The sequence below is a fragment of the Microvirga massiliensis genome (assembly GCF_001006805.1).
Lineage (GTDB): Bacteria > Pseudomonadota > Alphaproteobacteria > Rhizobiales > Beijerinckiaceae > Microvirga > Microvirga massiliensis.
This window is the reverse complement of record NZ_LN811351.1, coordinates 86,490-108,656: the sequence shown is the minus strand read 5'-3', so window position 1 is coordinate 108,656 and position 22,167 is coordinate 86,490. Positions and strand designations below refer to the sequence as shown.

The window sequence follows — 22,167 nt, the reverse complement described above, 5'->3', positions numbered from 1 at the left end:
GACGAAGGGATCAACGAAGACATTGTAGATAATGTTGCCGCTCGCAATCGCGCCCGTCTGCACGGCGACCACGAGTGCGATGATCAGCGCCAGGATGCTGCCGCCGATGGCAAGGTGCCGCGTCCTCTTGGAGTCGAGGCCAGGCCTGCGCAGAGCCGGAGCTGCCGTTTCCGCCACGCGTCCCTCCCTCAATGCGCCACGCCGAGATAGGCGTCGATGACACGCTGGTCGCGTTTCACGTCATCGGGTTTCCCGTCCGCGATCTTGCGTCCGTATTCGAGCACGACCACACGATCGGAGAGGTCCATCACCACGCCCATGTCGTGCTCGATGAGCGCAATGGTGGTGCCGTATTGCTGGTTCACGTCGAGGATGAAGCGGGACATGTCCTCCTTTTCCTCGAGATTCATCCCGGCCATGGGCTCGTCGAGGAGGAGCAGATCGGGTTCCATGGCAAGCGCCCGCCCGAGTTCCACCCGCTTCTGCAGCCCGTAGGGCAGCTTACCGACCGGTACCTTCCGGATGTGCTGGATTTCCAGGAAGTCGATGATGTCCTCCACGACCCGGCGATGCCGGACTTCCTCGTTCATGGCCGGCCCGTGCCGGAAGAGCTGCCAGAAGAAGCTGGACGTCATCTTCAGCGAGCGTCCCGCCATGATGTTGTCCAGCGTCGACATACCCTTGAAGAGGGCCACGTTCTGGAAGGTGCGGGCGATGCCGCCTCGTGCGGCTTCCGAGGGGCGCATCTTCAGGCGCGTCTTGCCCTTGAAGGTGATGCGGCCATCGGTCGGATGGTAGAAGCCGTTGATGCAGTTGAGCATCGAGGTCTTGCCGGCGCCGTTCGGCCCGATGATCGCCCGGATCTCGCCCTTCTTGATGTCGAAGGACACATCGGTGAGCGCCTTCACGCCGCCGAAGCCGAGAGACACGCTCTCGACCGCGAGCAGCACATCGCCCTTCGTGAGGATAGGAGTATCGGGCGCACGCATCACTCGGCAGCCTCCAGGAGCCCGACTTGTTCCGCGACCGGATGGAGTTTCATATCCCTGATCTTCACGCGGGCCGCGATGACACCCTTGCGGCCGTCCTCGAAGGTCACCTCGGTCGAGATGTCGGCCTCCGTAGCACTGCTGTAGAGGGCCGTGATCAGAGGCGCATATCGTTCCGCGATGAAGCCTCGCCTGACCTTCTGGGTGCGGGTCAGTTCCCCGTCATCCGCGTCGAGTTCCTTGTGGAGGATCAGGAAGCGCCGGATCTGAGCGCCACCCATCCTGGGCTCGCCCGCGAGCGATCGGTTCACCTCGTCGACATGCTGCTCGATCATGTCATAGACGAGCGGGTGGCCTGCCAATTCCTGGTACGAGGCGTAGGTGACGCCATTGCGCTCGGCCCAGTTCCCGACGGCGATGAGATCGATGTTGATGAAGCAGGTGACGAAATCGCGCTTGTCCCCGAACGCCACCGCCTCCTTAATGTTCGGGTAGAATTTCAGCTTGTTCTCGACATATTTCGGGGGGAACAGCGAGCCGTCCGTCAGCCGCCCGACATCCTTCGCGCGATCGATAATCCGCAGATGTCCGCTGTTGTCGAAGAATCCCGCATCGCCCGAGCGCACGAATCCGTCCGGTGTCTTCGTTTCCGCAGTCTTATCCTCGTCCTTGAAATAGCCGAGGAAGACGCCCGGCGAGCGGTAGAGAACCTCGCCACTGTCGTCGATCCGGATCTCCACCTCCGGCGCCGGACGCCCGACCGTATCGGCGCGGATTTCGCCGTCCGGCTGCATCGTGACGTAGACCGAAGCCTCGGTCTGCCCATAGAGCTGCTTCAGGTTCACACCGATGGCCCGGTAGAAGCGGAAGATCTCGGGCCCGATCGCCTCCCCTGCGGTGTATCCGACCTTGATCTTCGTGAGCCCGAAGCGATTCTTCAGAGGCCCGTAAACGAGGATGTCGCCAATCCGGTAGAGAAAGCGATCCCACGCGGAGACGCCCGCCTCGCCATTGAGGATCTCCTCGCCGACCCGGTTCGCGTGATCAATGAAGAACCGGAACATGCGGCGCTTGATTGCGCCGGCATCTTCCATGCGCACCATTGTGAGGGTGAGCATGTTCTCAAACACCCGCGGCGGCGCGAACGCATAGGTGGTCCCGATCTCTCGCCGGTCGTCGACGACGGTATCGGGGCTTTCCGGGCAACTCACGCACAGACCGACGAGAATGGCCTGCGCATAGGAGAAGATGTGGTCGCCCACCCAGGCGATCGGCAGATACGCAATGATCTCGTCGCTTTCGCCGAGATGGTCGAAGTCGCAGCCGATGCGCGCCGCGGCGATCACGTTGTCGTAGCTCAGCATCACGCCCTTGGGGCGCCCGGTCGTGCCCGAGGTATAGAGGATGATCGCGAGATCGGCGCCCTTGCCTCGCGCGAGTTCCGCCTCGCTAGCCTCGATGGCGCCTGGGTCAGCAAGCCGCTTGCGTCCCTCGTCGACGATCTCGCTGATCGGATGAAGCCGGCTGCGGTCGTAGTCGCGAAGACCACGCTCCTCGTCGTAGAGGATGTGCGTCAGCAGGGGCACCCGATCCGCGACGGACAAGACCTTGTCGACTTGCTCCTGATCCTGGACGGCCGCATGGGTGACTTCCGCATGCGCGAGCACATACGCCATCTCGTCGGCGACCGAATCCGCATAGACGGGCACCGGTATGGCCCCGATCCATTGCGCCGCCGCCATCGTCCAGTAGAGGTATGGCCGGTTGTATCCGATGATCGCGATCTTGCCCCCGCGCTTCAGCCCGATCGCGCTCAGGCCGGCCGCATAAGCGCGAACGATTTCGTGGACCTCGCCCCAGGTCCAAGACTGCCAGATTCCAAGGTCCTTGTGCCGGAAGGCGACGCGCTCGGGGCGCACCTGGGCGTTGCGAACGAGCAGCTTGGGAAAGGTATCCTCGCGTGCGGCGACGGCGGGCGTCACGAACGGCTTCCTCCCTCGATGGGCCGCGGGTCCGCAGCCCCGAATTTTCCTCTGCCGACGCGGTTGGTCCGCGCTCGTCCGGGCGGCGCCCGGTCCTTTCAACGGCTCGATATACTCGATCTGTCACACTAAACGGGACCCCGACAAGAGTCGAACCTGTGCAGATTTCCCAACTCAGAGACGCGCAAAGCGTCGCAGTTCGTGCGGAACTTCCAGATCATTGGGCAGGGAACGCCTTCGTGCCCGTTGCTCGACCACAAAATTAACTTGACGCCGTCAAGCAATCGTCCAGTCTGCCGACTATGGATCGAGTCCTGCAGGACCTCGTCGAACGCGTTCGGCGGTTCACGCGATTTTATACACGCCGCCTCGGCACACTCGAGGAGAGTCTCCTCGGGAGCCAGTTCTCCCTGGCGGAAGCACGGGTCCTCTATGAGCTGGCGACCCGCGATGGGCCGGCGGCTACGGAGATCGGACAGGCGCTCGGCCTCGATGCCGGCTATCTCAGCCGGATCCTGCGCCGCTTCGAAACACGGGGGCTGATCGAGCGGCTCCGCTCACGGGAGGACGGCCGACGAAGCCATCTCTCGCTGACACAGGCTGGACGAGAGGCTTTTGGGCTGTTGAACGATGCCTCGAGATCGCAGGTATCCGGGCTGCTCGCTCCGCTTTCCCTAGCTGAGCAGAGCCGCCTCGTAGAGGCCATGGCGACGGTCGAGAGCCTCCTCGAGCCGAAGACCGCGCCGCCCACCTATCTGCTGCGGCCGCATCGGCCCGGTGATATCGGCTGGATCGTGCATCGCCACGGGGCGCTCTATGCGCAGGAATATGACTGGGACGAACGGTTCGAAGCGCTCGTCGCGGAGATCGCCGCGAGCTTCATCAAGGACTTCGATCCAAAACGGGAACGGAGCTGGATCGCCGAGATCGACGGGGAGATCGTCGGCTCGGTGATCCTCGTCAAGGCTTCGGACGAAGTCGCGAAGCTCCGCCTCCTCTATGTGGAACCCAAGGCGAGAGGGCTCGGCATTGGACGGCACTTAGTCGACGAATGCGTCCGGTTTGCAAGGGCGGCCGGATACCGCCGGATCATGCTCTGGACGAACGATGTCCTGCATGCGGCCCGACACATCTACAAGACAGCCGGCTTCCGCCTCATCGCCACCGAGCAGCACCACAGCTTCGGCCACGATCTCGTCGGTGAAACGTGGGAACTCGAGTTGGAGTGAGAGTTCGCGGAGTATTCGCGAGCCATGGTGAGTTGCGGTCGAAGTGCTTCATCCTTCGACGGGTAGATTGCTTCACTTCGTTCGCAATGACGAAGAGGGTCTGAGGGCGCGAGGTGCACTGCCGAAAACGGAACTGACGCCGGGTCCACTTCGATCATTGCGAGAAGGCGAAGCAATTTAGACTTCTGCGCATTTTGGCAGACGCCCGGATCCGAACGCTACTCTGCTGCAACCGGCATTGGCTGATCCGGCGCACGCCACCGTGCCAGGAGATCTGCCTCTTCCTTCCTGACAAGTGTCAGGTTTCGCTCCTTGATATGCCCGTAGCCGCGGATCTTCTGCGGCAAGCCCGCGAGTCCGACTGCGACAGCGTGATTGGCCGGGGTGAGCCCCTGCAGGATCTCCTCGAGGCGCGCCTCGAACTCGCCGACAAGCCGACGCTCCGTGCGCCGCTCCTGGGTGTAGCCGAAGACGTCGAACGGGGTTCCCCGCAGCCCTTTCAGGCGCGCGAGCATACGGAACGCCGTCATCATCCAGGGCCCGAAGCTCATCTTCCGCGGCGATCCCGTCTCGGGATCGGGGCGAGCGAGGAGCGGAGGGGCGAGATGGAACTCGTAGCGCAGCTTCTCGCCCTCGAAGGTGGCAGTGATCTGACGCTCGAAATTGCCGTTCGTGTAGAGGCGTGCGACCTCGTACTCGTCCTTGTAAGCCATGAGCTTGAAGAGCGAGCGCGCAGCAGCCTCCGTCAGAGTGGTGGAGCCCGGCATCGACTTTCTCTCGGCTGAGCGGACGCGCTCGATCATCGCGCGATAGCGCTCGGCATAGGCCTTGTCCTGGTAGTCGGCCAGGAAGGCTTCGCGCCGTGCGATGACCTCGTCGAGGCTCTCGGAGAGCTGCCGCGACGAGGAGGCCTCACGCTGCCCGGCGAGCACCTTCGTGGCGAGTTCCGGATCCGCCGCGGTGCGACGCCCCCACCCGAAAGCGGCCAGATTCATCTGGACCGCCTCTCCGTTGAGCGCGATCGCCTTCTCGATCGCGGCGGCCGTCAGCGGGACGAGACCTTTCTGATACGCGTAGCCGAGCATGAACATGTTGGCCGCGATGGCATTGCCGAGGAGCGCCGTCGCCACGGCCGTCGCGTCCACGAAGTGGACGGCATTCGTCCCGGCGGCCTTCACGACGGCCCGCTTGATCCGCTCGGCCGGCAGGGAGAAATCCGCATTGCGCGTGAAATCGCCCGGCATCACCTCGGCGGTGTTGACGACGAGCGCGCTGCGGCCCTCGTCCACGGCAGCGAGCACTTTCTTTGTGCCGGTCACTACGAGATCGCAGCCGAGCACGAGATCGGCGGCACCGGCCGTCACCCGGATCGCATTGATGTCGTCCTGATTGTTCGCAAGGCGCACGTGACTGTAGACCGCCCCGCCCTTCTGCGCGAGGCCCGCCATGTCGATCATCCCGAGGCCCTTGCTCTCGAGATGCGCGGCCATGCCGAGGATCGCGCCGATCGTGACGACGCCGGTGCCGCCGACACCCGTGACGATCACGTTGAAGGTGCGGTCGATCGCGGGAATGGCCGGCTCGGGAAGCTCGCCTGTCGCAAGGCCGTCCGTCGCGACGGTGGCGGGCACCGCTCGCCGGACCTTCGCTCCGTGCACCGTCACGAAGGACGGGCAGAAGCCCTTCACGCAGGAGAAATCCTTGTTGCAGTTGGACTGGTCGATCTGCCGCTTTCGACCGAATTCCGTCTCGATGGGCTGCACAGCGACGCAGTTCGACTGCACGGAGCAGTCTCCGCAAGCCTCGCAGACGAGATCGTTGATGATGACGCGCTTGTCGGGATCCGGGAACTCGCCGCGCTTGCGGCGGCGGCGCTTCTCGGAGGCGCAGGTCTGATCGTAGATCATGACCGAGACGCCGGGAGCCTGCGCGAGGTCGCGCTGCACGCTGTCGAGCTCGTCCCGGTGATGGATGCTCATCCCGGACGGGAACTGCACCGCCGTGGAATACTTATCGGGCTCGTCCGTGACGAGCGCGATCCGGTCGACACCTTCGGCGCGCACCTGACGCGCTATCATGTCGACGGTGAGCCCGCCTTCATGCCGCTGCCCGCCCGTCATGGCGACGGCATCGTTGAACAAAATCTTGTAGGTGATGTTCGTGCGGGTCGCGATCGCCCAGCGCAGAGCGAGAATGCCGGAATGGTTGTAGGTGCCGTCACCGAGATTCTGGAAGACGTGCTGGCGCTTTGAGAAGTTGGATTCACCGATCCAGTTGGCGCCCTCACCGCCCATCTGCGTGAAGCCGTCGGTCGACCGGTCCATCCACTGCGCCATGAAATGGCAGCCGATCCCCGCATAAGCGCGCATGCCCTCGGGAACCTTCGTCGAGGTGTTGTGCGGGCAGCCCGAGCAGAAATGCGGGATGCGCGTCGCGACGTCACCGGTTTCGGCGAGGACGCGCTGGGCGTCCTTGAGGCGCGCGACACGGCCCGCGAGATCGTCGTTGCGGTGGTAGCGCAGCAGGCGCTCGCCGATGGCGATCGCGACATCGTTCGGATCGAGAGCGCCTTTCACAGGGAAGAGCCAAGCGCCGTTCTCGTCCTTCTTGCCGATGCAGACCGGCTGGTTCGGGGTGCCGTAGAGCTCTTCGCGAACCTGCACCTCGATGAGGGATCGCTTCTCCTCCACCACGATGATCAGGTCGAGGCCATGCGCGAATTCGACGAGCTCCTGTCGTGAGATCGGCCATGGGCACGCGATCTTGTAAAGACGCAAGCCCATGTCATTCGCCTTGACCTCGTCGAGCCCGAGCTCGTCGAGAGCCTGCCGCACGTCGAGGTAGCTCTTCCCGACAGTGATCACGCCGATCTTCGGCTGCCGGCCGCCCGAGAGAATGATCCGGTTCAGGCTGTTCGCGCGCAGGAAGGCGAGCATCGCGTCGCGCTTGAAATCCTGGAGCCGCGCCTCCTGCTCGAGGATGCCGTCGCCGCGGCGAATATTGAGCCCCCCAGGCGGCATCGCGAAGTCATCCGGGATGATGATCTTCACCCGGTCGATCGAGCCGTCGACCGAGGCGGTCGACTCGATGTTCTCCTTCACGCATTTGAGCGCGACCCAGGTGCCGCAGTACCGGCTCAGCGCATAGCCGTAGAGCCCGTAATCGAGGATCTCCTGAACGCCGGCCGGGTTCAAGATCGGGCTCATCACGTCGACGAAGTGGAATTCGGACTGGTGAGCGACCGTCGAGGATTCGGCCGTGTGGTCGTCGCCCATGAGCGCAAGGACGCCGCCATAGCGCGAGGTGCCGGCCATGTTGGCGTGGCGGAACACGTCGCCGGAGCGATCGACGCCGGGGCCCTTGCCGTACCACATCCCGAAGACGCCGTCATAGCGACCCTCGCCCCGCATTTCGGCCTGCTGGGTGCCCCAGATGGCCGTCGCAGCAAGCTCCTCGTTGAGGCCCGGCTGGAAGACGATATGCGACGCGTCGAGCCACTTCTTGGCCCGCTGCAGGTTCTGATCGAGGCCGCCGATCGGCGAACCGCGATAGCCGGAGACGAAACCCGCCGTGTTCAGCCCGGCGAGACGGTCCCGCTCGCGCTGCATCAGCAGAAGCCTGACTACGGCCTGGGTGCCGGTGATGAACACCCGATCCTTGGCGAGGTCGAACTTGTCGTCGAGCGTGACGTCCCGGAGCGCCATGCCATCTACCGCCATCGCCCGGCTCCTCTCATCTCAAGCTTCCTGGACCGCCGGGTTCCCGGTTCTGATTTTGGTCAGCAACGCTGACATAATCAACCCAAGGCGTCAACGGTATCTGCCTCTCACTCTTCTGCGATGAGGCAGCAAGACGCGGCCGGAGCGACCGGCCTCAGAGGCTGGGAGATACACCGGGATGGTTCCCGAAGGAGAGCCCAAAGAGCTGGCCGTCATGAGTTACCCGGCAGGCTCTCTCAATAGCTAAGGCTGATCTCATGCGTTTCTCCGCTCCCAAGCGGTCTCAAAGAAACGACCGCACCTACTGAACCGGCATCACAGCCGATTGTTATATTGCGACCCGGTTTCAATGCAGCCCCCACTTCAGGTCAGTGCCGAGCCCGCTCGGCACTGCAAGGGCGGCGCATTGGATTCTGGGTGTATCCCGAACCCAGAGGAGCGGCCAGATGTTCTTCCGCAATCGTCATCTGCAATATCACGCGAAGCCCGAGAAGCCTGATCCGGTCTATGCCAAGCAGCTCCAGGAGGTGCTCGGCGGCCAATGGGGCGAGATCAGCGTCATGATGACCTATCTCTTCCAGGGCTGGAACTGCCGTGCTCCCCAGAAATACAAGGACATGATCCTGGACATCGGGACCGAGGAGATCGCCCATGTCGAGATGCTCGCGACCATGATCGCGAGGCTTCTCGAGACCTCGCCGGTCGAGGCGCAGGAGGACGCGGCCAAGAACTCAGCCATCGGCGCTGTCATGGGAGGCGCACGCCTCGAGGATGCGATCGTCGCCGGCATGAACCCGCAGCATGCGATCGTCTCGGGCCTCGGCGCGACGCCGACGGACAGCGTCGGCTATCCGTGGAATGCCCGTTACACGATTGCGAGCGGGAATCTCCTGGCGGACTTCCGGTTCAACGTCACGGCCGAGAGCCAGGGACGTTTGCAGGTCTGCCGGCTTTACAATCTCACCACGGATCCGGGTGTCCGTGACATGCTCTCCTTCCTGATCGCGCGCGACACCATGCACCAGAACCAGTGGCTCGCCGCAATCGAGGAACTGGAAGCCGACGGGCTCGAGATGACGCCGGTGCCCTCGAACTTCCCGCAGGAACGCGAGTTCTCAGAAGTCGCCTATCAGTTCATGAACTTCTCGGAGGGGGTCGAGAGCGCCGGTGGCCGCTGGGCCAAGGGCGCGAGCCCGGACGGCAAGGGCCAGTTCACTTACGTGGAAATGCCGAAGCATTCGACCGACCAAGCCGAGGCTGCCCCGGTCGATCCGCGCCTCTACGGCACACCGAAGACGCAAGTTCCCCCAGCAGCCGCGGAGTAGAGCACGGAGCATTCCCGAGCTGCGAGAGTCCTGCGCGGCTGGAGAGCCGCGCAGGAAAGGATCCACGGCTCTTTACCATGCGTTTTCTCACCCTTACAGGCAGACGAGATTACATCAAGCGAAAGGAGAACGGTCGTCCGCTCGAGGAGCCTCGCAGCATCAAGGAATTGGCGATCTGAGTTCACCCGGCGCCTATTCAGCGAGCCACATCGGACAGCCGGCGCCCGTGAGGCCATTGCCCAATGTCGCAGCCTTACAGAAAGCCTTGCCTGTGCAACTGCGCGATCGAGGCGGCTGCCCTCCGGTGATGAATGAAGACACCCCCGGCCTGTTCCCAGAAATGGCGATACTTGTCGCGATCATCGACCAGAGCGTCTCCGGGAGAACAGTGCTCGCGCTTCAGGGCTGAGCTGGTCGTGATCACCTCCACGCCCGGAAAGTGCCGTGCCGCCCAACGCCGCTTCTGCGGCTCGGCCCAAGTCCCGCGCGGCAATCCGGTCAGGATCACCGGATCGAGGGTACGCAGTGCTTCATAGAGTTCCATCGCGTCCGGCATCAGCTCGAGCATCTCGAAGAAGTCCGGGGTCGACGCCAGTGCGGACCAGAACCGCTTGGGGCCGAACCGGCGCTCGTACTCGCGCGGATGCATCCCCAGGACTTCGATAGCGCCTTTATCGAAGTCTGCCAGCACGCCATCGCAGTCGAGAAAGACGGTCGGCATAGCAGTTGCCTCCGGATGTTGCCGATACGATCCAATATGATCGTTGCCTTCAGAAAGGCCACGGCTGCCGCGCGTAGCCGCAAGGGACCGTTCATGGATGCCGTGAGCGGCTTCACCCTGGCGGAGCTGCTCGATAATTCTCGTTTCCGGCGTGACTTGCGGCAAGCCCGGGAACCTCCCGAGCCCTGAGGGCATTGGCTGAGCCAACACGAAACATCACGCGCCGTTGCTCTCTGGCGTGCCGATCCGACCGATTCGTCGAAGGAACGAAACCATGGCCAATGACCTTCCGAAGCCGCCGTTTCCGGAGCAGCATCAGCCTATGCCCGGCAGCAGTGCGGCGATGAATCCCCAGCCCGATTACGGCGAGGACAGCTACAAGGGCTCCGGGCGACTGGCTGACAAGAAAGCCATCATTACCGGGGCGGACAGTGGCATCGGGCGAGCAGTGGCCTTGGCTTTCGCGCGCGAAGGGGCTGATGTCCTGATCAGCTACTATAATGAGGACGAGGATGCCCGCGAGACCCAGCGCCTCGTCGAATCCGCCGGTCGCAAAGCGATCCTCGCTCCAGGCGACTTGAAGGACCCGGCGCACTGCCGCGCCATTGTCGATCGCGCAGTCAAGGAGTTCGGCCGCATCGACGTCCTGGTCAACAATGCGGCCCACCAGGCGACCTTCCAATCGATCGAAGAGATCAGCGACGAGGAGTGGGACGTCACGTTCCGAACCAACATCCACGCGATGTTCTATCTCACGAAGGCAACGGTGCCGCACATGCCGCCCGGCAGCGCCATTATCAACACCACATCGGTCAATGCCGATACACCGAGCCCGCAGCTGCTCGCCTATGCGACCACCAAGGGAGCGATCCAGAACTTTACCGGCGGACTCGCTCAGCTGCTGGCCGAGAAGGACATTCGCGTGAACTGCGTCGCTCCGGGCCCGATCTGGACGCCCTTGATCCCGTCCACCATGCCGCCTGAAAAGGTGAAGGAGTTCGGCTCGCAAGTACCGATGAAGCGCCCGGGTCAGCCTAAGGAGCTTGCCCCCGTTTACGTCATGCTTGCGGATCCCGATGCAAGCTATGTCTCAGGTGCGACAGTCGCCGTGACAGGAGGCAAGCCCATCATTTAGACGAGCGTGGACAGCCTTGGCTACGAGTGTTGGACTAGGTCAAATCTCCTGCCACATCGATTTCATTATTGGGAGCGTGATGCACTGCCCCTCCCTCCGCACTGCCGTCCTTGCGAGCCGAAGGCGAAGCAATCTACCCGTCGACAGAGGTGCTCCTGGATCGCTTCGCTCCGCTCACGATGACGAAGAGAGCGTGAAAACGCGAGGAGCACTGCCGGAAACGGAGTGATGCCTGAACCACACCGTCACTGAGAACCAAAAGCGAAGCAGTCCGGGAGTTACACGGACCTAATGACGCAATCACGCCGCCGCGCAAGGCACGATAGGTCTTAGGTCAGGAGCTACTGTTCAAATTGCTTGGAAACTCGACGCTACGCCAGCCGAGCCGCTCGGAGAAGCGCAGTCCACGCCGAGTTCCATGCACCTGATATCGCGCACCTTCAACCGAGATCATCTCCCGGCAGAGTACCTCCTGATCGAACCTATTCCTCATGACGGTGTCGGCAACCCCACCCTGCTGTACAGTTCGGGCCGATGGTGGCGCCAGTTCTCCTCGACGCACTCCGTTGCGGGACGATCATAGTACATCCATGGCAACTCGCGGGAATTCAGCCCCACGAAATGTGCACCCGTCCGGCCGAGACGAGGCTGATGCGGCCAGAACGGCGAGCAGATGGTGACATCATCCACGGTGACGACAAGCGCTGGCTTGTCGAGGTCGAGCGCGACGACCTGTAAGCCCTGCTCATCCAACTCGGAGCGCAGCGGAGCCGGATGACGATCGAGAACCGTTGCCAGGGCGGCACCCAGGTCATAGTGCGGCGGCAGGCCACGAATCCCTGTGTTGCGCGGCTCCGGCCGCGTCAGCTCCGTAAACGAACCGTGCGCCAGCGTCACGTCTGCCGCAATCAGGCAGCGCGGATTCTCCTCTTCGAGCCACGCGCCAATCGCATCGGGCAATCTCCAGAGGATGCAATCGTTGTCGAGCGAGAGCTCGTAACGGCCGGGAAAAAGACGCAAAGGAGCAAGTTTCCAGGCAACTCCCCCAGCCATCGAGCCATCGAGGTGACGCCGCAAGAAATCCGGGACGTCGCCCGCCTTTCGCCACTCGACGGAATCCGGAACCGGACCGGTGCGATGCCGGACGTCGTCGAGCGAAAGGGAATTCACGCAGACCGCCAATGCCGCATCAGGTCCGAAAACGCGATAGGCACCCCAGAGAGACAGGCGGAGCGCCTCGAAGCCAAGAGGCGACACATCTCCGATCGTCCAACGAATACCGATTGGCTTTTGCATTCTACCTCCGGGTTAGTGGTGGGCCACGATGGTGATCCTCTCGAGTCTAAGCGCATGCTGCTACGAGAACCCGCAGCATCGAGAGACAGCGGACCACAACATCACGACGGGCCAATGAGCAAAGAAAACAGTTCGAGATCACGGCTGCGGATGACGGCTGCTTTGTCCTTCGCCGCCTCCGCGAGCTGGGGCCAACAGCGCCGCGACGGCCGCTTTCACGGCCGGAATGCCCTCCGTGCTATGTATAGGTTCGATCTCGCCGCTTGGCTCATGGCGCATCGCGTGCAGCGGTTTCACGAATCGGACCGCATGCGCTCCAAGCAGGAGCGCATGCGTCAATGAGCTCTCCGAGAAGAACCTGCGGCGCGCCAAATCCGATCGTATCTACCGGCGGAACGGCACTCTACCGTGAGCCGCCGTAATGGAACTCCGGTGCGTTCTTGAGCTCGTCCTTGGTTGCGTTCGCTAGGATTGCACGGTCAGGCGCGCTCTGGTTCTGGCTGCTACTGCCGGCCGAGCGGTCCTGAGTGGTGGATGCGGTCGTATCGCCCGCCGCCCCAGTCCGGTTCGTCCTCGCGCGATCATCCGAGGCGCTCATCGACCACTGAAGGGCGTTGAACGGCACGGCGACGTCGCGTTCGCCGAGCCCCAGGAAGCCGCCGACACCGATAACGACGGCCTCCACCTTGCCGCCGCGATCGACCACGACTTCACGGATGTCCCCGATCTTCTCGTTGTTGTTGTTATAGACGTTCAGGCCTTTCAGCTTTGAGAGTCGCCACATGCCCGGCTGCTCCTGAGTCAGAAATTGCTGGCCCTGCTGAGCCGTCCCGCCAGAAGCGGCCTGCGCAGCGCCCACGACCTCGCTGCGGATCTGAGTGATCATCTGCAGATGCTCGCGAAGCGTCGGCACAGTTTGCTCAGCGAACTGCTTCAACTGTGGGTTGTCGCCGCTCTGGCCATAGCTCTCGAACAGCGCGACCGCCTTCTGGTGTCCGTCATACTGCATCTGGACATAGGAGCGCTCGAAGCTTGCACCGGATGCCTGCTGCAATTGTTGCAGCATCTGGGCGTGCTCCTGGTCGAGGCTCGTCGGAACCGTCTGGCCCTGAGCCGCAGCCTTCATCCTGTCGCCGGCCTGCGTGTGGTCCTGCACCATGCGCTGGGCGAAATTGCGGATGCGATCGTTCTGCGTCTTGTCGAGTGCAAGCTGGCTCGACTGGATCTCGAACATGTTGCTGTTCGCGGCCTTGTTGACGAACTCGGCAGCGCTCACATTCTGCATCGGCATTGCTGGCGCGGCTGCGCCGGCCGGCAGATTTCCGGCGGGAGCGGTCCCCGTCTGGGCAAAGGCCGGAGCGGCCATGAACGTGGTCGCCACGAGCCAAGCAGCCATCTGCTTTTTCAGCATCGTCCTACTCCTGAGATCACGCCCGGTCGAAGGGGCTCGAAGACAACTTCCGGGCCTTCGCTTTTGTTCGCGGGAAATGGGAAACGAGCCGCAATGTTTGCATGCAGCCAGACGCCGGCCCTCGAGACGGTGTCTCCTTCGGGAGATTTGGAGGACCTGCGCAGCCTCAAGAAAGCTGCAGCGAATGGAGCGCATGAATCCTATGGGCCCGGCTCGTCATGGTGCAACGCACACATGACGGCCCCTGAACCAGGCGCATCCGAGCTGCACGGTTATGGCACCCATGCAGTCATGCACGGGTTCAGGCCCAAGCTATGCCGACTCGTCGTCCGTTTCCGCCCTCTTGCGTGCCGCACGCGCCTCCTCGATGAGGGCCAGTTGCTGCTCTCGCGTCAGCTGATGAATGTGGCGCAGGTGCTCGCGGCGACGTTTGGCGGGCGCGCTGGATTGATGCGAATCAGAAGAACCGGGATGAGGGCCGCGATCGACCGGTGCCATGGCTTGGCTCCGTCAATGCCGACACTTCACCATGGATGTGGAGGGCTATCGGTCGAAGGGCAACGCAATCGAAAGAATGATACCGCTTGTACCGGGGAGCAATTTCGGATGCTGGATCTCCCGTCCGGGTACGCGCCGAGGGTAACCTCCGAACTCCGGCTTTCGGAAGGCGCTACGGCCTGCGGCGTTCAGCTCGACCAGAGCAGACTTGATCTTGCCGCAAGAGGCCGCCATCGGTCTCAGGCGCTGGAGACTTCGATGACATTGAGATTCGCGACGCTCGGATTTTGCGCCGCCCTCCTGGCCTCGGCGACGACCACGGCGCTTGCGCATCCCCACGTCTGGATCACCGCTCGCGCCGAGATGGTGTTCAGCCCGGAGGGGAAGGTCTCGGCCATCCGGCATGCCTGGACCTTCGACAAGGCATATTCCGCCTTCGTGACACAGGGTCTCGACACCAACAGGGATGGCGCGCTTTCCCCGGAGGAACTCCAGCAGCTCGCCAACGAGAACACGGAGTCCCTGGTCGAGTTCGATTACTTCACGATCGTCAAGGCCAACGGCGCAAAGCAGCCCTTCGATGCTCCCCGTGACGCCCGGATGACCTTCGAGAATGGCGAGGTCACGCTGGCATACCTCCTGCCCCTGAAGAGCCCCGTAGCGGCCGGCAAGGTGCTGTCGCTCGAAATCTATGACCCCACCTTTTTCGTCGCGTTTGCGATGGCAGACGGGAAAGACGCGGTCGTGCTCGCGGGAGGCGCCCCGAAGGGCTGCGCGACGACCATCAGCCGTCCCAAACCGATCGACGTCGGACAGCAGCGCAACCTCTCCGAGGCTTTCTTCGAGACGTTGACCGCCGCCTCCGACTTCGGCGTGCAGTTCGCCAATCGCGCACTCATCGCATGTCCCTGAACGTCGAGGCCCTCCTGAGTGCCCCGAAGGCGCAACCGGCCTTCTGGTCGCGTCTCGTGCTGGCGGGCGCCGCGATCGTGGCGGTCGCCGGATTGGCTGCCCTCTTGGCCTGGGCCTTCGGGTCGGCGACGCCGCCAACCCGGGCGCCGTTCGGTCTCGGGACACGGGAAGCCGCTCCGGCCGGGGGACTGGCGGCCTGGATCCTCTCGCTTCAGGCCAGCTTCTATCGGACCCTGCAGGAGGCCATCTCGGCTCTCAAGAGTGACGGCGCCGCGTTGCCGCTGCTCCTCGCGATCGGTTTCGCGTACGGGGTCTTTCACGCCGCCGGCCCGGGTCACGGAAAAGCGGTGATTGCCGCCTATGTCGTTGCGAGCGAGCGCGCACTTCTGCGAGGGGTGGCTCTCAGTTTTGCTGCGGCCCTTCTTCAGGCGGTTGTCGCCTGTCTCATCGTCATCGTTGCAGCCCTCATCCTGCACGCGACGGCAGCGACCATGCAGGGAATGGCCGGAATGGTCGAGATTGCTGGCTTCGCGGCCGTCGCTCTCCTCGGAGCAATCCTGACCTGGCGCAAATCCGGCAAGCTCATGGGCCTTCTCTCCGGCCGAACCATTCCCGTCCCCCATGATGCGGAATGTGACCATATCCACGTTCCCGGGCCGGAGCTCGTGGAGCGGCTGCGTGGGTGGCGCGAGACGGCGGCCGTGGTTGCTGCAGCAGGGATCAGGCCTTGCACCGGCGCGATCGTCGTCCTCGTCTTCACGCTGTCCCAAGGCCTTCTGCCGGCCGGTATCGCCGCGACGTTCACGATGGCCATCGGCACGGCCCTGACGACGGGATCGATTGCGGCGATCGCGGTCTTTGGAAAGCGACTTGCACTCCGGATGGCCGGCGGTCGCGGCGCGACCGGTGAGATCATTCTCGCAGCCGTGGAGCTCCTGGCCGCAGCCTTCGTCCTCGTCCTCGGCATCGGCCTCCTCGCCGGCTTCTGGACATTCTCGGCCAGGACTTGAGGAACCGGTTCGGCGTTTCCCCATCGCGTCTGGGTGCCCCTGTGCATTCATGCGCCGTTCAAGCCGTCCCGATCACGATGCAATCCTGTTTCCCGGCGATACTGCCGTCAGGAGATGACCATGAAGAAGTTGGCTGTTCTTTCGGCGGTTGCGCTCATCGGCTTTGGCGCGCTCGCCTCTACCGACGCCGAGGCTCGCAGCCGCCGCGGTGCGGCCGTGGCCGCCGGCGTCATCGGTGGCTTGGCGGCCGGAGCCCTGATCGGCGCGGCAGCGTCGAATGCCTATGCGGTGCCGGCCTATGGTTATGCGCCGGGCTATGCACCCGCCTACAGCTATGGCTACGCCCCGGCTTACGGCTATGGCTATGGCCCGTATGCACCCCGTCAGGTCGTGACGACGACCTATGGCTACGAGCCGGATTACTACGTGGAGGAATACCGCCCAGTCAGGCGCGTGGTGCGGAGCTATGGATATGCTCCGGCCTATGGTTACGGTCGGCCGTATTACGGCTGGTGACGATAGGGGCTATGCGTCGAGACAGGGCGCATCACCCCGTTACTCCTGAAAGAGAGCCCGCGGTGCAGAACCGCGGGCTCTCTCATGTAGTGGAAGTAGATCACAGCGCCGCTCAGGATCGCGCTAGCGGATCGTTCTCCAGAAGAATGGGTTGTCCATGCGGCGTCGCATGCGCCGCGCGATCCCAGGCGTCGCGACGCTCCGATAGATCGCTAGCTGTCGTGACGCCGTGCCGCGTCACCAGCGCTTCAAGCGCCTTAAGCCAGTGCCGGTAATAGCCGGAGCCGTCCGTATCCTCGCCGGTCAATGAAGCGCGCCTGATCTCGGCCCCTAGCGTGGACGCCCATTCGCTCCATGTGAACACGCCTTTCTCATGCAGTGCGACTGCGAGCGCGAAGGCCTGTGCCTCCCAGGGCTCGCGAAAGACCACGCCGTCCTCATCCATCGGGAGAGGCGCGACCCTGGCAAGTTCCACTATCGCTTCGTCAGGCTGGCTCAAGATAGCTCTCCCAAGCATCGATCGAAACGGAGACCGCCGGATCCGACTCCTCGCCCCACAATTTCCGCGCCGAGAAGCGCACCGTGTAGAGCCATTGCGGATTATCTCCCTGCCCCTGCGCCCGGGAATCGGGAAAGGCGTGAGCGCCATGCAGCGACTCGATCACACCTTCCTTGTCGCGCGCATAGCGCGGCAGCCGGGTGTGGCCGGTTGGATGCATGTTGCGGGTGATGACCCGATCTCCAATAGCGAACCGCGCCGGCGCTGTCGCAGGTCGATCCGTCGGACTGCCATGAGCCAGCGATGCCGGCACGTCGGCCGCCATCAGCACCCGCGCTATCGGCGCAGGTGGCTGCAGGGCATGCCCGACCCGCAACTCGTCCTCTGTCACGAGCCTGGTCTTCCGTACGAGCTTCTCGAGTCCCTTGAACCAGATCTCGTAGTAGCTGGAAGACAGATACTCGGCGGGAGGCAATGTTTCCCGCGCGTGTCGGCTCATGTCGAGATTCCAGGCTCCAATCGCTCCCATGGCGAGGGTCAGCCCGAAGGCGCGACGCTCCCACTCCGTATGAAACCAGGGCTCGTCCGGCTCACGCTCGACCGGCCCGAATCCCATCATGCCGCCGAGATCCTGCGCTCCGTTCATCGCGCAACATCCTCCGGAGAAAGTGCGAGACCTGTCCCGATCATCGAGTCACGGGTGACAAGGTCCGCAAGTTCCTCCTCACTCATGCCCTCCGTCCCCTCGGGCCGCCGCGGGATGACGAGATACCGGACTTCGGCGGTCGAATCCCACACGCGAATGCGTGTCGTCTCCGGAAGCGTCACGCCGAACTCCGCAAGAACGCCGCGCGGATCGATGACCGCCCGCGAGCGGTACGGCGGCGACTTGTACCAGACTGGCGGCAATCCGAGCACCGGCCATGGATAGCAGGAGCACAATGTGCAAACGACGAGGTTGTGCTCGTCTTCGGTGTTCTCGACCGCCACCATGTGCTCGCCCTGTCGGCCTGAAAAACCGAGCGATGCAATGGCAGCCGTTGCATCCTTCTTCAGCCAATCGCGAAAGCCCGGATCGCTCCAGGCCTTCGCAACGACCTGCGCGCCGTTCCGCGGCCCGACGCGCGTTTCGTAGGTCTCGACGAGAGCATCGATGGCAGCCGGATCGACATAGCCCTTCTCAACGAGGATCGACTCGAGAGCGCGGACGCGGAGCTCGATTTCCGAGAGATGGCTGTGATCGTGGTCGTCGTGGTGATCGTGTTCGCTCATGCAGCACCTTATGCCACAACTCGTATCGGCGGATGTAGATCGTAACCCGAGGCCGGGGTCGAGGCGACTGCCCTTCCGGATCTATCTCACGGTGTCAGAGCCCGCGCGCTCCTCCGTCAGAGCGCGGGTCGTGAGCCGCTTCGACGCGCCCGCCGGGATGCTTCACGAGCAACCCTGCATGGCCGACCGTGTTCGCGTAGGGACGGTCCAGTTCCTCGACATCGTGGCCCAGGGCGGCGAGCGCGCGGATGAGGGCCGGATCAAAGCGACTTTCCATCTTGAGGGTCGGTGCAGGAGCCTGCCATGCGCGGCCGAGAAGCCAGCGGGGCGCATCCACCGCCTGTGCGGGGCTCATGCCGAAATCGGCATAACGGGTGAAAACCTGTGTCTGGAACTGCGCCTGTCCCTCGCCGCCCATCGCTCCATAGGGCGCCACCCGGCCGTCGCGAAACACCGCGAGCGCGGGATTGAGGGTATGGAAGGGCCTCCGCCCCGGCATCAGCGGGTTCCGGGACGACGGATCGAGCGAGAATGCCATCCCGCGGTTCTGCCAGTGAATCCCGGTTGCCGGCAGCACGCAGCCGGAGCCGAACGCCCAGAACACCGACTGGATGTATGAGACGGCGAGCCCGGTTCCATCGATTGCTCCCATCCAGACCGTGTCGCCGTCCGCCTCTCGCGGCAACGGGAAGGGCGCAGCACGAGTCATGTCGATCCGAGCCGCTTCCCGGGCAAGGACTGCCTCCGTCAGGAAGGCGTCGGGATCCTCGGTCGCGAAATCCGGATCGGTGACGACCCGGTCGCGGATCGCAAAGGCCCGCTTGGTCGCTTCGATCAACCCGTGGTGGTGGGCGATCCCCTCCCCGCTCCAGACACCGAGGCGCTCGAAGATCCCGAAAATGAGGAGCGAGGCGAGGCCCTGGGTCGGAGGCGGCAGGTTGTAGAGGGTTCCATGACGCGTCCCGAGAGACAGAGGCTTCACGACCCTGGCGCGATAGGATTCGAGATCCTTGCGCACAATGGGACTGCCGATCCGCTCGAGATCGGCAGCAATCTCGCGGCCGATGTCGCCGCGATAGAAATCGTCGAAGCCCGCATGGGACAATTGCCCGAGCGTGTCGGCCAGCGCAGTCATCCTCCGCAGCGTTCCGGCTTCCGGCATGCGGCCCTCCGAGAGGAAGGCAGGCGCAAAACCCGGGGCGGTGGCGAGGGCATCCCACTCCTTGTAGGTATAGCCGGCCTCCGAGCTGCTGACCGGGTAACCCTCCTGCGCAAGCCGGATCGCATCCGCCAGGAGGAGTTCCCGCGGCAGCTTTCCGCCGAAGGCCCGGGCCATGTCGAGCGCCAGGGACCAGCCCGCCACCGCTCCTGCCACCGTGACAGCGGCATCGGGCCCGCGGGGCGGGATCATGTCGTAGCCCCGCTCGCGGTAGCGCGAGATCGTCGCCAGGCCGCCGGCCGGACCGCAGGCCTCGATGGCGTGCACGCGTCCACCCGGCTCATGGACGAGCCAGAACCCGTCCCCACCGATCGCGTTCATGTGCGGGTAGACGACCGCGATCGTCGCGGCTATCGCGATCATGGCTTCGATGGCGTTGCCGCCCTGGGCGAGGATGATCTCCCCGGTAGCAGCTGCCAGATCGTGTGGCGCCGCCACCGCGGCGGTGGCGAAGACGGGCGTTTCGTCGGTCATGAGGCGAAAGGTCGGATGTGACGCAGCGGTCGGGCGCACAGCTTGCACGGATCTCCCTGGATAGGGTAGTCCCCCGGGAGCGGCCTCCGGCGAGCCGGACCGACCCCGAGCCGAACCTATGAGTGTCTGACATGAACTGGCGGAATTTCATCACCGTGGTGAGCGTGATGATCCTGGTGGGCACCGAGGTCTTCGGCGTCGCGTTTGCGGGTGCCTGGGCCATCGCGGGCCTGTTCGAACTCGGCCACATCGCGGCTTACGTCCTGATGGCCCTGTTCGGTCTTCTCGCCGTCTACGCCATGGTCGCCCTGTGGCGACATTCGACGGCGATCGAGCCGATCCGAAGCTGAAGCCATCCGGCGCGAAAACGCGCGAGCAGCTTTCAGGGAGCGGCGTCGCAGGGCTTCAGGATCACGGGATCCGCATCACGGGGCACGAAGCGCCCGATCGGCTCGCATTCGCCGGCGCGGCAGATGCGCCAATCTGCCGTGGCGCCCGACCGCCGCAGAACGACTTCCGGCAGAGGACGCAGTGCGGGCCGCCAGCGCCACCATCCATCCCGGAACTGCGCCTCCGGCGGCGGGTCCATGCCGGCTCCCGATCCGCGCACCCGCGCCTCGACGAGTTCTAGGCCGGCCGATCCGGCCCGCCAGTCCTCCTCCCACCGAACATGCTCGACGGAATGATCCCAAGCGAGCGTGATCTCGCTTGCAAGGAGCGCGACGGTCGCGGCTCCCGCGATAAGGCAGAGGCTCACGGGTATGCCGCCGTGGGGCGGCCCCGGCTCCGGCCGCCACCGGACACGAGAGCCCGTGCCCCTGCCAGCGATGATGCTTGCGACATCGCGGCCATCCCTGTGTGCCGGGCGATGGCTTCCCGGGCCAAAGGAATCCGGGCTGCCTGCGTGGGCAGCCCGGCGGGGCTCAGGAGTCCTTCTTGGCGATGCCGCGCTCTTTCAGGTAGCGCTCGGCGCCCGGGTGCAGAGGCACCGGCATGCCCTGGAGCGCATTCTCGATCTTGATGTCCCGCGCCGCGGCATGCGCGGCGGCGAGATCCGGCAGGCTTTCGTACAGGGCCTTCATCATCTGGTAGGCGACTTCATCCTTCACGCCCGAATGCGTCACCAGGTAATTGACGACGGCCGCCGTCTCGACCGGCTCGGCCTGACCGGTATAGGTGTTCGCCGGGATGATCGCCTTCACGTAAGGCGAGCCGACCTTGTCCACGATGCTCGCCGGGATCTCGACGACGACGATATCGACGGAGGTCGCAAGATCCCTGATCGAAGCGACGCCGAGCCCCGCCGATTGCAGCGTTGCGTCGAGCTGGCGGTTCTTCATGAGTTCCACCGACTCGGCAAACGGAAGGTATTCGACCTTGCCGAGGTCCTTGTAGCTGAGCCCGGCGCCCTCGAGGATCGCCCGTGCGTTCAGCTCCGTTCCGGATTTGGGCGCGCCCACCGACAGACGCTTCCCCTTGAGATCGGCCAGCGTCTTGATGCCGGAATCCTTCGAGGCGACGACCTGGATGTAATTCGGATAGATCGCCGTCAGCCCACGCAACTTCGCAAGCTTGGACTTGAAGCCGGCCTCCTCGTCGCCGGCCCAGGCGAGGGCCAGGCTGTCGCCGAGGGTGAACGCGATCTCGCCGCGCCCCTGTTGCAGGAGCGTGAGGTTCTCGACCGAGGCCTTGGTGGCCTGGACGGTCGGGCGGCTTCCCGGGATCTTTTCCGCGAAGATTTTCGAGAGAGCGACGCCGAGCGGGTAATAGACGCCCGAAGTCCCGCCCGTGAGCACCGTAATGAAATCCTGAGCGCGGGCCGGCACGCTTGCGCTCATCAGCACGGCGGCGGCCACAAGGCCCGCGAGCATACGGGCAGGTTTGAACTTCATGATCGTCTCCCTGGTAGCGGCGCTTTCTCGCCGCATCTGGTGGTTGGGGTAGAATGGAGGCTGACGAA

Annotated in this window: 20 protein-coding genes; 7 read left to right on the top strand and 13 right to left on the bottom strand. The window is 63.9% G+C overall.

Annotated features, from left to right (window positions below; all coding sequences use genetic code 11):
• Positions 1–188: 188 nt before the first annotated feature.
• Positions 189–989, bottom strand: coding sequence for an ABC transporter ATP-binding protein (locus BN1233_RS05680; protein WP_046862598.1), 801 nt, complete (start codon positions 987–989; stop codon positions 189–191).
• Complete coding sequence (locus BN1233_RS05675) at positions 989–2,971, bottom strand: AMP-dependent synthetase/ligase (protein ID WP_046862597.1); 1,983 nt, start codon at positions 2,969–2,971, stop codon at positions 989–991. The genes BN1233_RS05680 and BN1233_RS05675 overlap by 1 nt, the downstream gene beginning before the upstream one ends.
• 302 nt (positions 2,972–3,273) lie before the next feature.
• Here BN1233_RS05675 and BN1233_RS05670 point away from each other — a divergent pair, with 302 nt between their 5' ends.
• Positions 3,274–4,200 carry a bifunctional helix-turn-helix transcriptional regulator/GNAT family N-acetyltransferase gene (locus BN1233_RS05670; RefSeq protein WP_046862596.1) on the top strand — a complete coding sequence of 309 codons (927 nt, stop codon included), beginning with the start codon at positions 3,274–3,276 and terminating at the stop codon, positions 4,198–4,200.
• 218 nt (positions 4,201–4,418) lie between these two features.
• Here the strand turns inward: BN1233_RS05670 and BN1233_RS05665 are convergent, their stop codons facing one another.
• Positions 4,419–7,904 carry an indolepyruvate ferredoxin oxidoreductase family protein gene (locus BN1233_RS05665; protein WP_046863106.1) on the bottom strand — a complete coding sequence of 1,162 codons (3,486 nt, stop codon included), beginning with the start codon at positions 7,902–7,904 and terminating at the stop codon, positions 4,419–4,421.
• Positions 7,905–8,365: 461 nt separating this feature from the next.
• Between BN1233_RS05665 and BN1233_RS05660 the strand changes: the two genes are divergently transcribed.
• Entirely contained in the window at positions 8,366–9,244 is an 879-nt protein-coding gene (locus tag BN1233_RS05660) for a manganese catalase (protein WP_046862595.1), read from the top strand.
• A gap of 253 nt (positions 9,245–9,497) precedes the next feature.
• Here the strand turns inward: BN1233_RS05660 and BN1233_RS05655 are convergent, their stop codons facing one another.
• The gene (locus tag BN1233_RS05655) at positions 9,498–9,965 is read right to left on the bottom strand and encodes an HAD family hydrolase (RefSeq protein WP_046862594.1); all 468 of its coding nucleotides are present in this window, start codon (positions 9,963–9,965) and stop codon (positions 9,498–9,500) included.
• A gap of 274 nt (positions 9,966–10,239) precedes the next feature.
• On the opposite strand from BN1233_RS05655, the gene BN1233_RS05650 reads away from it, so the two are divergent.
• Positions 10,240–11,100 (top strand): glucose 1-dehydrogenase, encoded by an 861-nt coding sequence (locus tag BN1233_RS05650; protein WP_046862593.1) that lies wholly within the window; start codon positions 10,240–10,242, stop codon positions 11,098–11,100.
• A 489-nt stretch (positions 11,101–11,589) separates the two neighbouring features.
• On the opposite strand, the gene BN1233_RS05645 is transcribed toward BN1233_RS05650, so the two are convergent.
• The 3 genes from BN1233_RS05645 to BN1233_RS05625 form a co-directional block, all read right to left on the bottom strand.
• The gene (locus BN1233_RS05645) at positions 11,590–12,396 is read right to left on the bottom strand and encodes a hypothetical protein (protein WP_046862592.1); all 807 of its coding nucleotides are present in this window, start codon (positions 12,394–12,396) and stop codon (positions 11,590–11,592) included.
• Between the two features lie 403 nt (positions 12,397–12,799).
• Positions 12,800–13,807, bottom strand: coding sequence for a DUF4142 domain-containing protein (locus BN1233_RS49060; RefSeq protein ID WP_052763704.1), 1,008 nt, complete (start codon positions 13,805–13,807; stop codon positions 12,800–12,802).
• A gap of 312 nt (positions 13,808–14,119) precedes the next feature.
• Positions 14,120–14,305 (bottom strand): hypothetical protein, encoded by a 186-nt coding sequence (locus BN1233_RS05625; RefSeq protein ID WP_046862590.1) that lies wholly within the window; start codon positions 14,303–14,305, stop codon positions 14,120–14,122.
• A 258-nt stretch (positions 14,306–14,563) separates the two neighbouring features.
• On the opposite strand from BN1233_RS05625, the gene BN1233_RS05620 reads away from it, so the two are divergent.
• The 3 genes from BN1233_RS05620 (at position 14,564) to BN1233_RS05610 (ending at position 16,743) form a co-directional block, all read left to right on the top strand.
• Positions 14,564–15,217: a DUF1007 family protein gene (locus tag BN1233_RS05620; RefSeq protein ID WP_046863103.1), complete on the top strand. Its 654-nt coding sequence runs from the start codon at positions 14,564–14,566 to the stop codon at positions 15,215–15,217.
• Positions 15,208–16,227, top strand: coding sequence for a nickel/cobalt transporter (locus tag BN1233_RS05615; RefSeq protein ID WP_046862589.1), 1,020 nt, complete (start codon positions 15,208–15,210; stop codon positions 16,225–16,227). Before BN1233_RS05620 ends, BN1233_RS05615 begins: the two co-directional genes overlap by 10 nt.
• A 120-nt stretch (positions 16,228–16,347) precedes the next feature.
• Positions 16,348–16,743, top strand: a complete 396-nt coding sequence (locus BN1233_RS05610; protein ID WP_046862588.1) for a hypothetical protein — start codon at positions 16,348–16,350, stop codon at positions 16,741–16,743.
• 112 nt (positions 16,744–16,855) lie between these two features.
• Here the strand turns inward: BN1233_RS05610 and BN1233_RS05605 are convergent, their stop codons facing one another.
• From BN1233_RS05605 to BN1233_RS05590, 4 genes are all read right to left on the bottom strand, one after another.
• On the bottom strand, positions 16,856–17,242 hold the full coding sequence (locus BN1233_RS05605) for a nitrile hydratase accessory protein (RefSeq protein ID WP_425311680.1): 387 nt from the start codon (positions 17,240–17,242) through the stop codon (positions 16,856–16,858).
• A complete protein-coding gene (nthB, locus tag BN1233_RS05600) occupies positions 17,229–17,888 on the bottom strand; it encodes a nitrile hydratase subunit beta (RefSeq protein ID WP_046862587.1) in 660 nt (219 codons plus the stop codon). Before nthB ends, BN1233_RS05605 begins: the two co-directional genes overlap by 14 nt.
• Entirely contained in the window at positions 17,885–18,514 is a 630-nt protein-coding gene (gene nthA / locus BN1233_RS05595) for a nitrile hydratase subunit alpha (RefSeq protein WP_046862586.1), read from the bottom strand. Before nthA ends, nthB begins: the two co-directional genes overlap by 4 nt.
• Before the next feature lie 94 nt (positions 18,515–18,608).
• Positions 18,609–20,207, bottom strand: coding sequence for a gamma-glutamyltransferase family protein (locus BN1233_RS05590; protein WP_046863101.1), 1,599 nt, complete (start codon positions 20,205–20,207; stop codon positions 18,609–18,611).
• Positions 20,208–20,338: 131 nt separating this feature from the next.
• Here BN1233_RS05590 and BN1233_RS05585 point away from each other — a divergent pair, with 131 nt between their 5' ends.
• Positions 20,339–20,557 (top strand): hypothetical protein, encoded by a 219-nt coding sequence (locus BN1233_RS05585; protein WP_046862585.1) that lies wholly within the window; start codon positions 20,339–20,341, stop codon positions 20,555–20,557.
• A gap of 32 nt (positions 20,558–20,589) precedes the next feature.
• Here BN1233_RS05585 and BN1233_RS05580 read toward each other — a convergent pair whose 3' ends face one another.
• Both BN1233_RS05580 and BN1233_RS05575 read right to left on the bottom strand, forming a co-directional pair.
• The gene (locus BN1233_RS05580; RefSeq protein ID WP_046862584.1) at positions 20,590–20,964 is read right to left on the bottom strand and encodes a DUF1850 domain-containing protein; all 375 of its coding nucleotides are present in this window, start codon (positions 20,962–20,964) and stop codon (positions 20,590–20,592) included.
• A gap of 166 nt (positions 20,965–21,130) precedes the next feature.
• Positions 21,131–22,099 (bottom strand): TAXI family TRAP transporter solute-binding subunit, encoded by a 969-nt coding sequence (locus tag BN1233_RS05575; RefSeq protein ID WP_046862583.1) that lies wholly within the window; start codon positions 22,097–22,099, stop codon positions 21,131–21,133.
• Positions 22,100–22,167: the final 68 nt, after the last annotated feature.

Bases quoted from the DNA above. Each gene is read 5' to 3' on its own strand.
- BN1233_RS05680 (WP_046862598.1), bottom strand. From the start codon at position 989: ATGCGTGCGCCCGATACTCCTATCCTCACGAAGGGCGATGTGCTGCTC.
- BN1233_RS05670 (WP_046862596.1), top strand. From the start codon at position 3,274: ATGGATCGAGTCCTGCAGGACCTCGTCGAACGCGTTCGGCGGTTCACG.
- BN1233_RS05665 (WP_046863106.1), bottom strand. From the start codon at position 7,904: ATGGCGCTCCGGGACGTCACGCTCGACGACAAGTTCGACCTCGCCAAG.
- BN1233_RS05660 (WP_046862595.1), top strand. From the start codon at position 8,366: ATGTTCTTCCGCAATCGTCATCTGCAATATCACGCGAAGCCCGAGAAG.
- BN1233_RS05655 (WP_046862594.1), bottom strand. From the start codon at position 9,965: ATGCCGACCGTCTTTCTCGACTGCGATGGCGTGCTGGCAGACTTCGAT.
- BN1233_RS05650 (WP_046862593.1), top strand. From the start codon at position 10,240: ATGGCCAATGACCTTCCGAAGCCGCCGTTTCCGGAGCAGCATCAGCCT.
- BN1233_RS05645 (WP_046862592.1), bottom strand. From the start codon at position 12,396: ATGCAAAAGCCAATCGGTATTCGTTGGACGATCGGAGATGTGTCGCCT.
- BN1233_RS49060 (WP_052763704.1), bottom strand. From the start codon at position 13,807: ATGCTGAAAAAGCAGATGGCTGCTTGGCTCGTGGCGACCACGTTCATG.
- BN1233_RS05625 (WP_046862590.1), bottom strand. From the start codon at position 14,305: ATGGCACCGGTCGATCGCGGCCCTCATCCCGGTTCTTCTGATTCGCAT.
- BN1233_RS05620 (WP_046863103.1), top strand. From the start codon at position 14,564: ATGACATTGAGATTCGCGACGCTCGGATTTTGCGCCGCCCTCCTGGCC.
- BN1233_RS05615 (WP_046862589.1), top strand. From the start codon at position 15,208: ATGTCCCTGAACGTCGAGGCCCTCCTGAGTGCCCCGAAGGCGCAACCG.
- BN1233_RS05610 (WP_046862588.1), top strand. From the start codon at position 16,348: ATGAAGAAGTTGGCTGTTCTTTCGGCGGTTGCGCTCATCGGCTTTGGC.
- nthB (WP_046862587.1), bottom strand. From the start codon at position 17,888: ATGAACGGAGCGCAGGATCTCGGCGGCATGATGGGATTCGGGCCGGTC.
- nthA (WP_046862586.1), bottom strand. From the start codon at position 18,514: ATGAGCGAACACGATCACCACGACGACCACGATCACAGCCATCTCTCG.
- BN1233_RS05590 (WP_046863101.1), bottom strand. From the start codon at position 20,207: ATGACCGACGAAACGCCCGTCTTCGCCACCGCCGCGGTGGCGGCGCCA.
- BN1233_RS05585 (WP_046862585.1), top strand. From the start codon at position 20,339: ATGAACTGGCGGAATTTCATCACCGTGGTGAGCGTGATGATCCTGGTG.
- BN1233_RS05575 (WP_046862583.1), bottom strand. From the start codon at position 22,099: ATGAAGTTCAAACCTGCCCGTATGCTCGCGGGCCTTGTGGCCGCCGCC.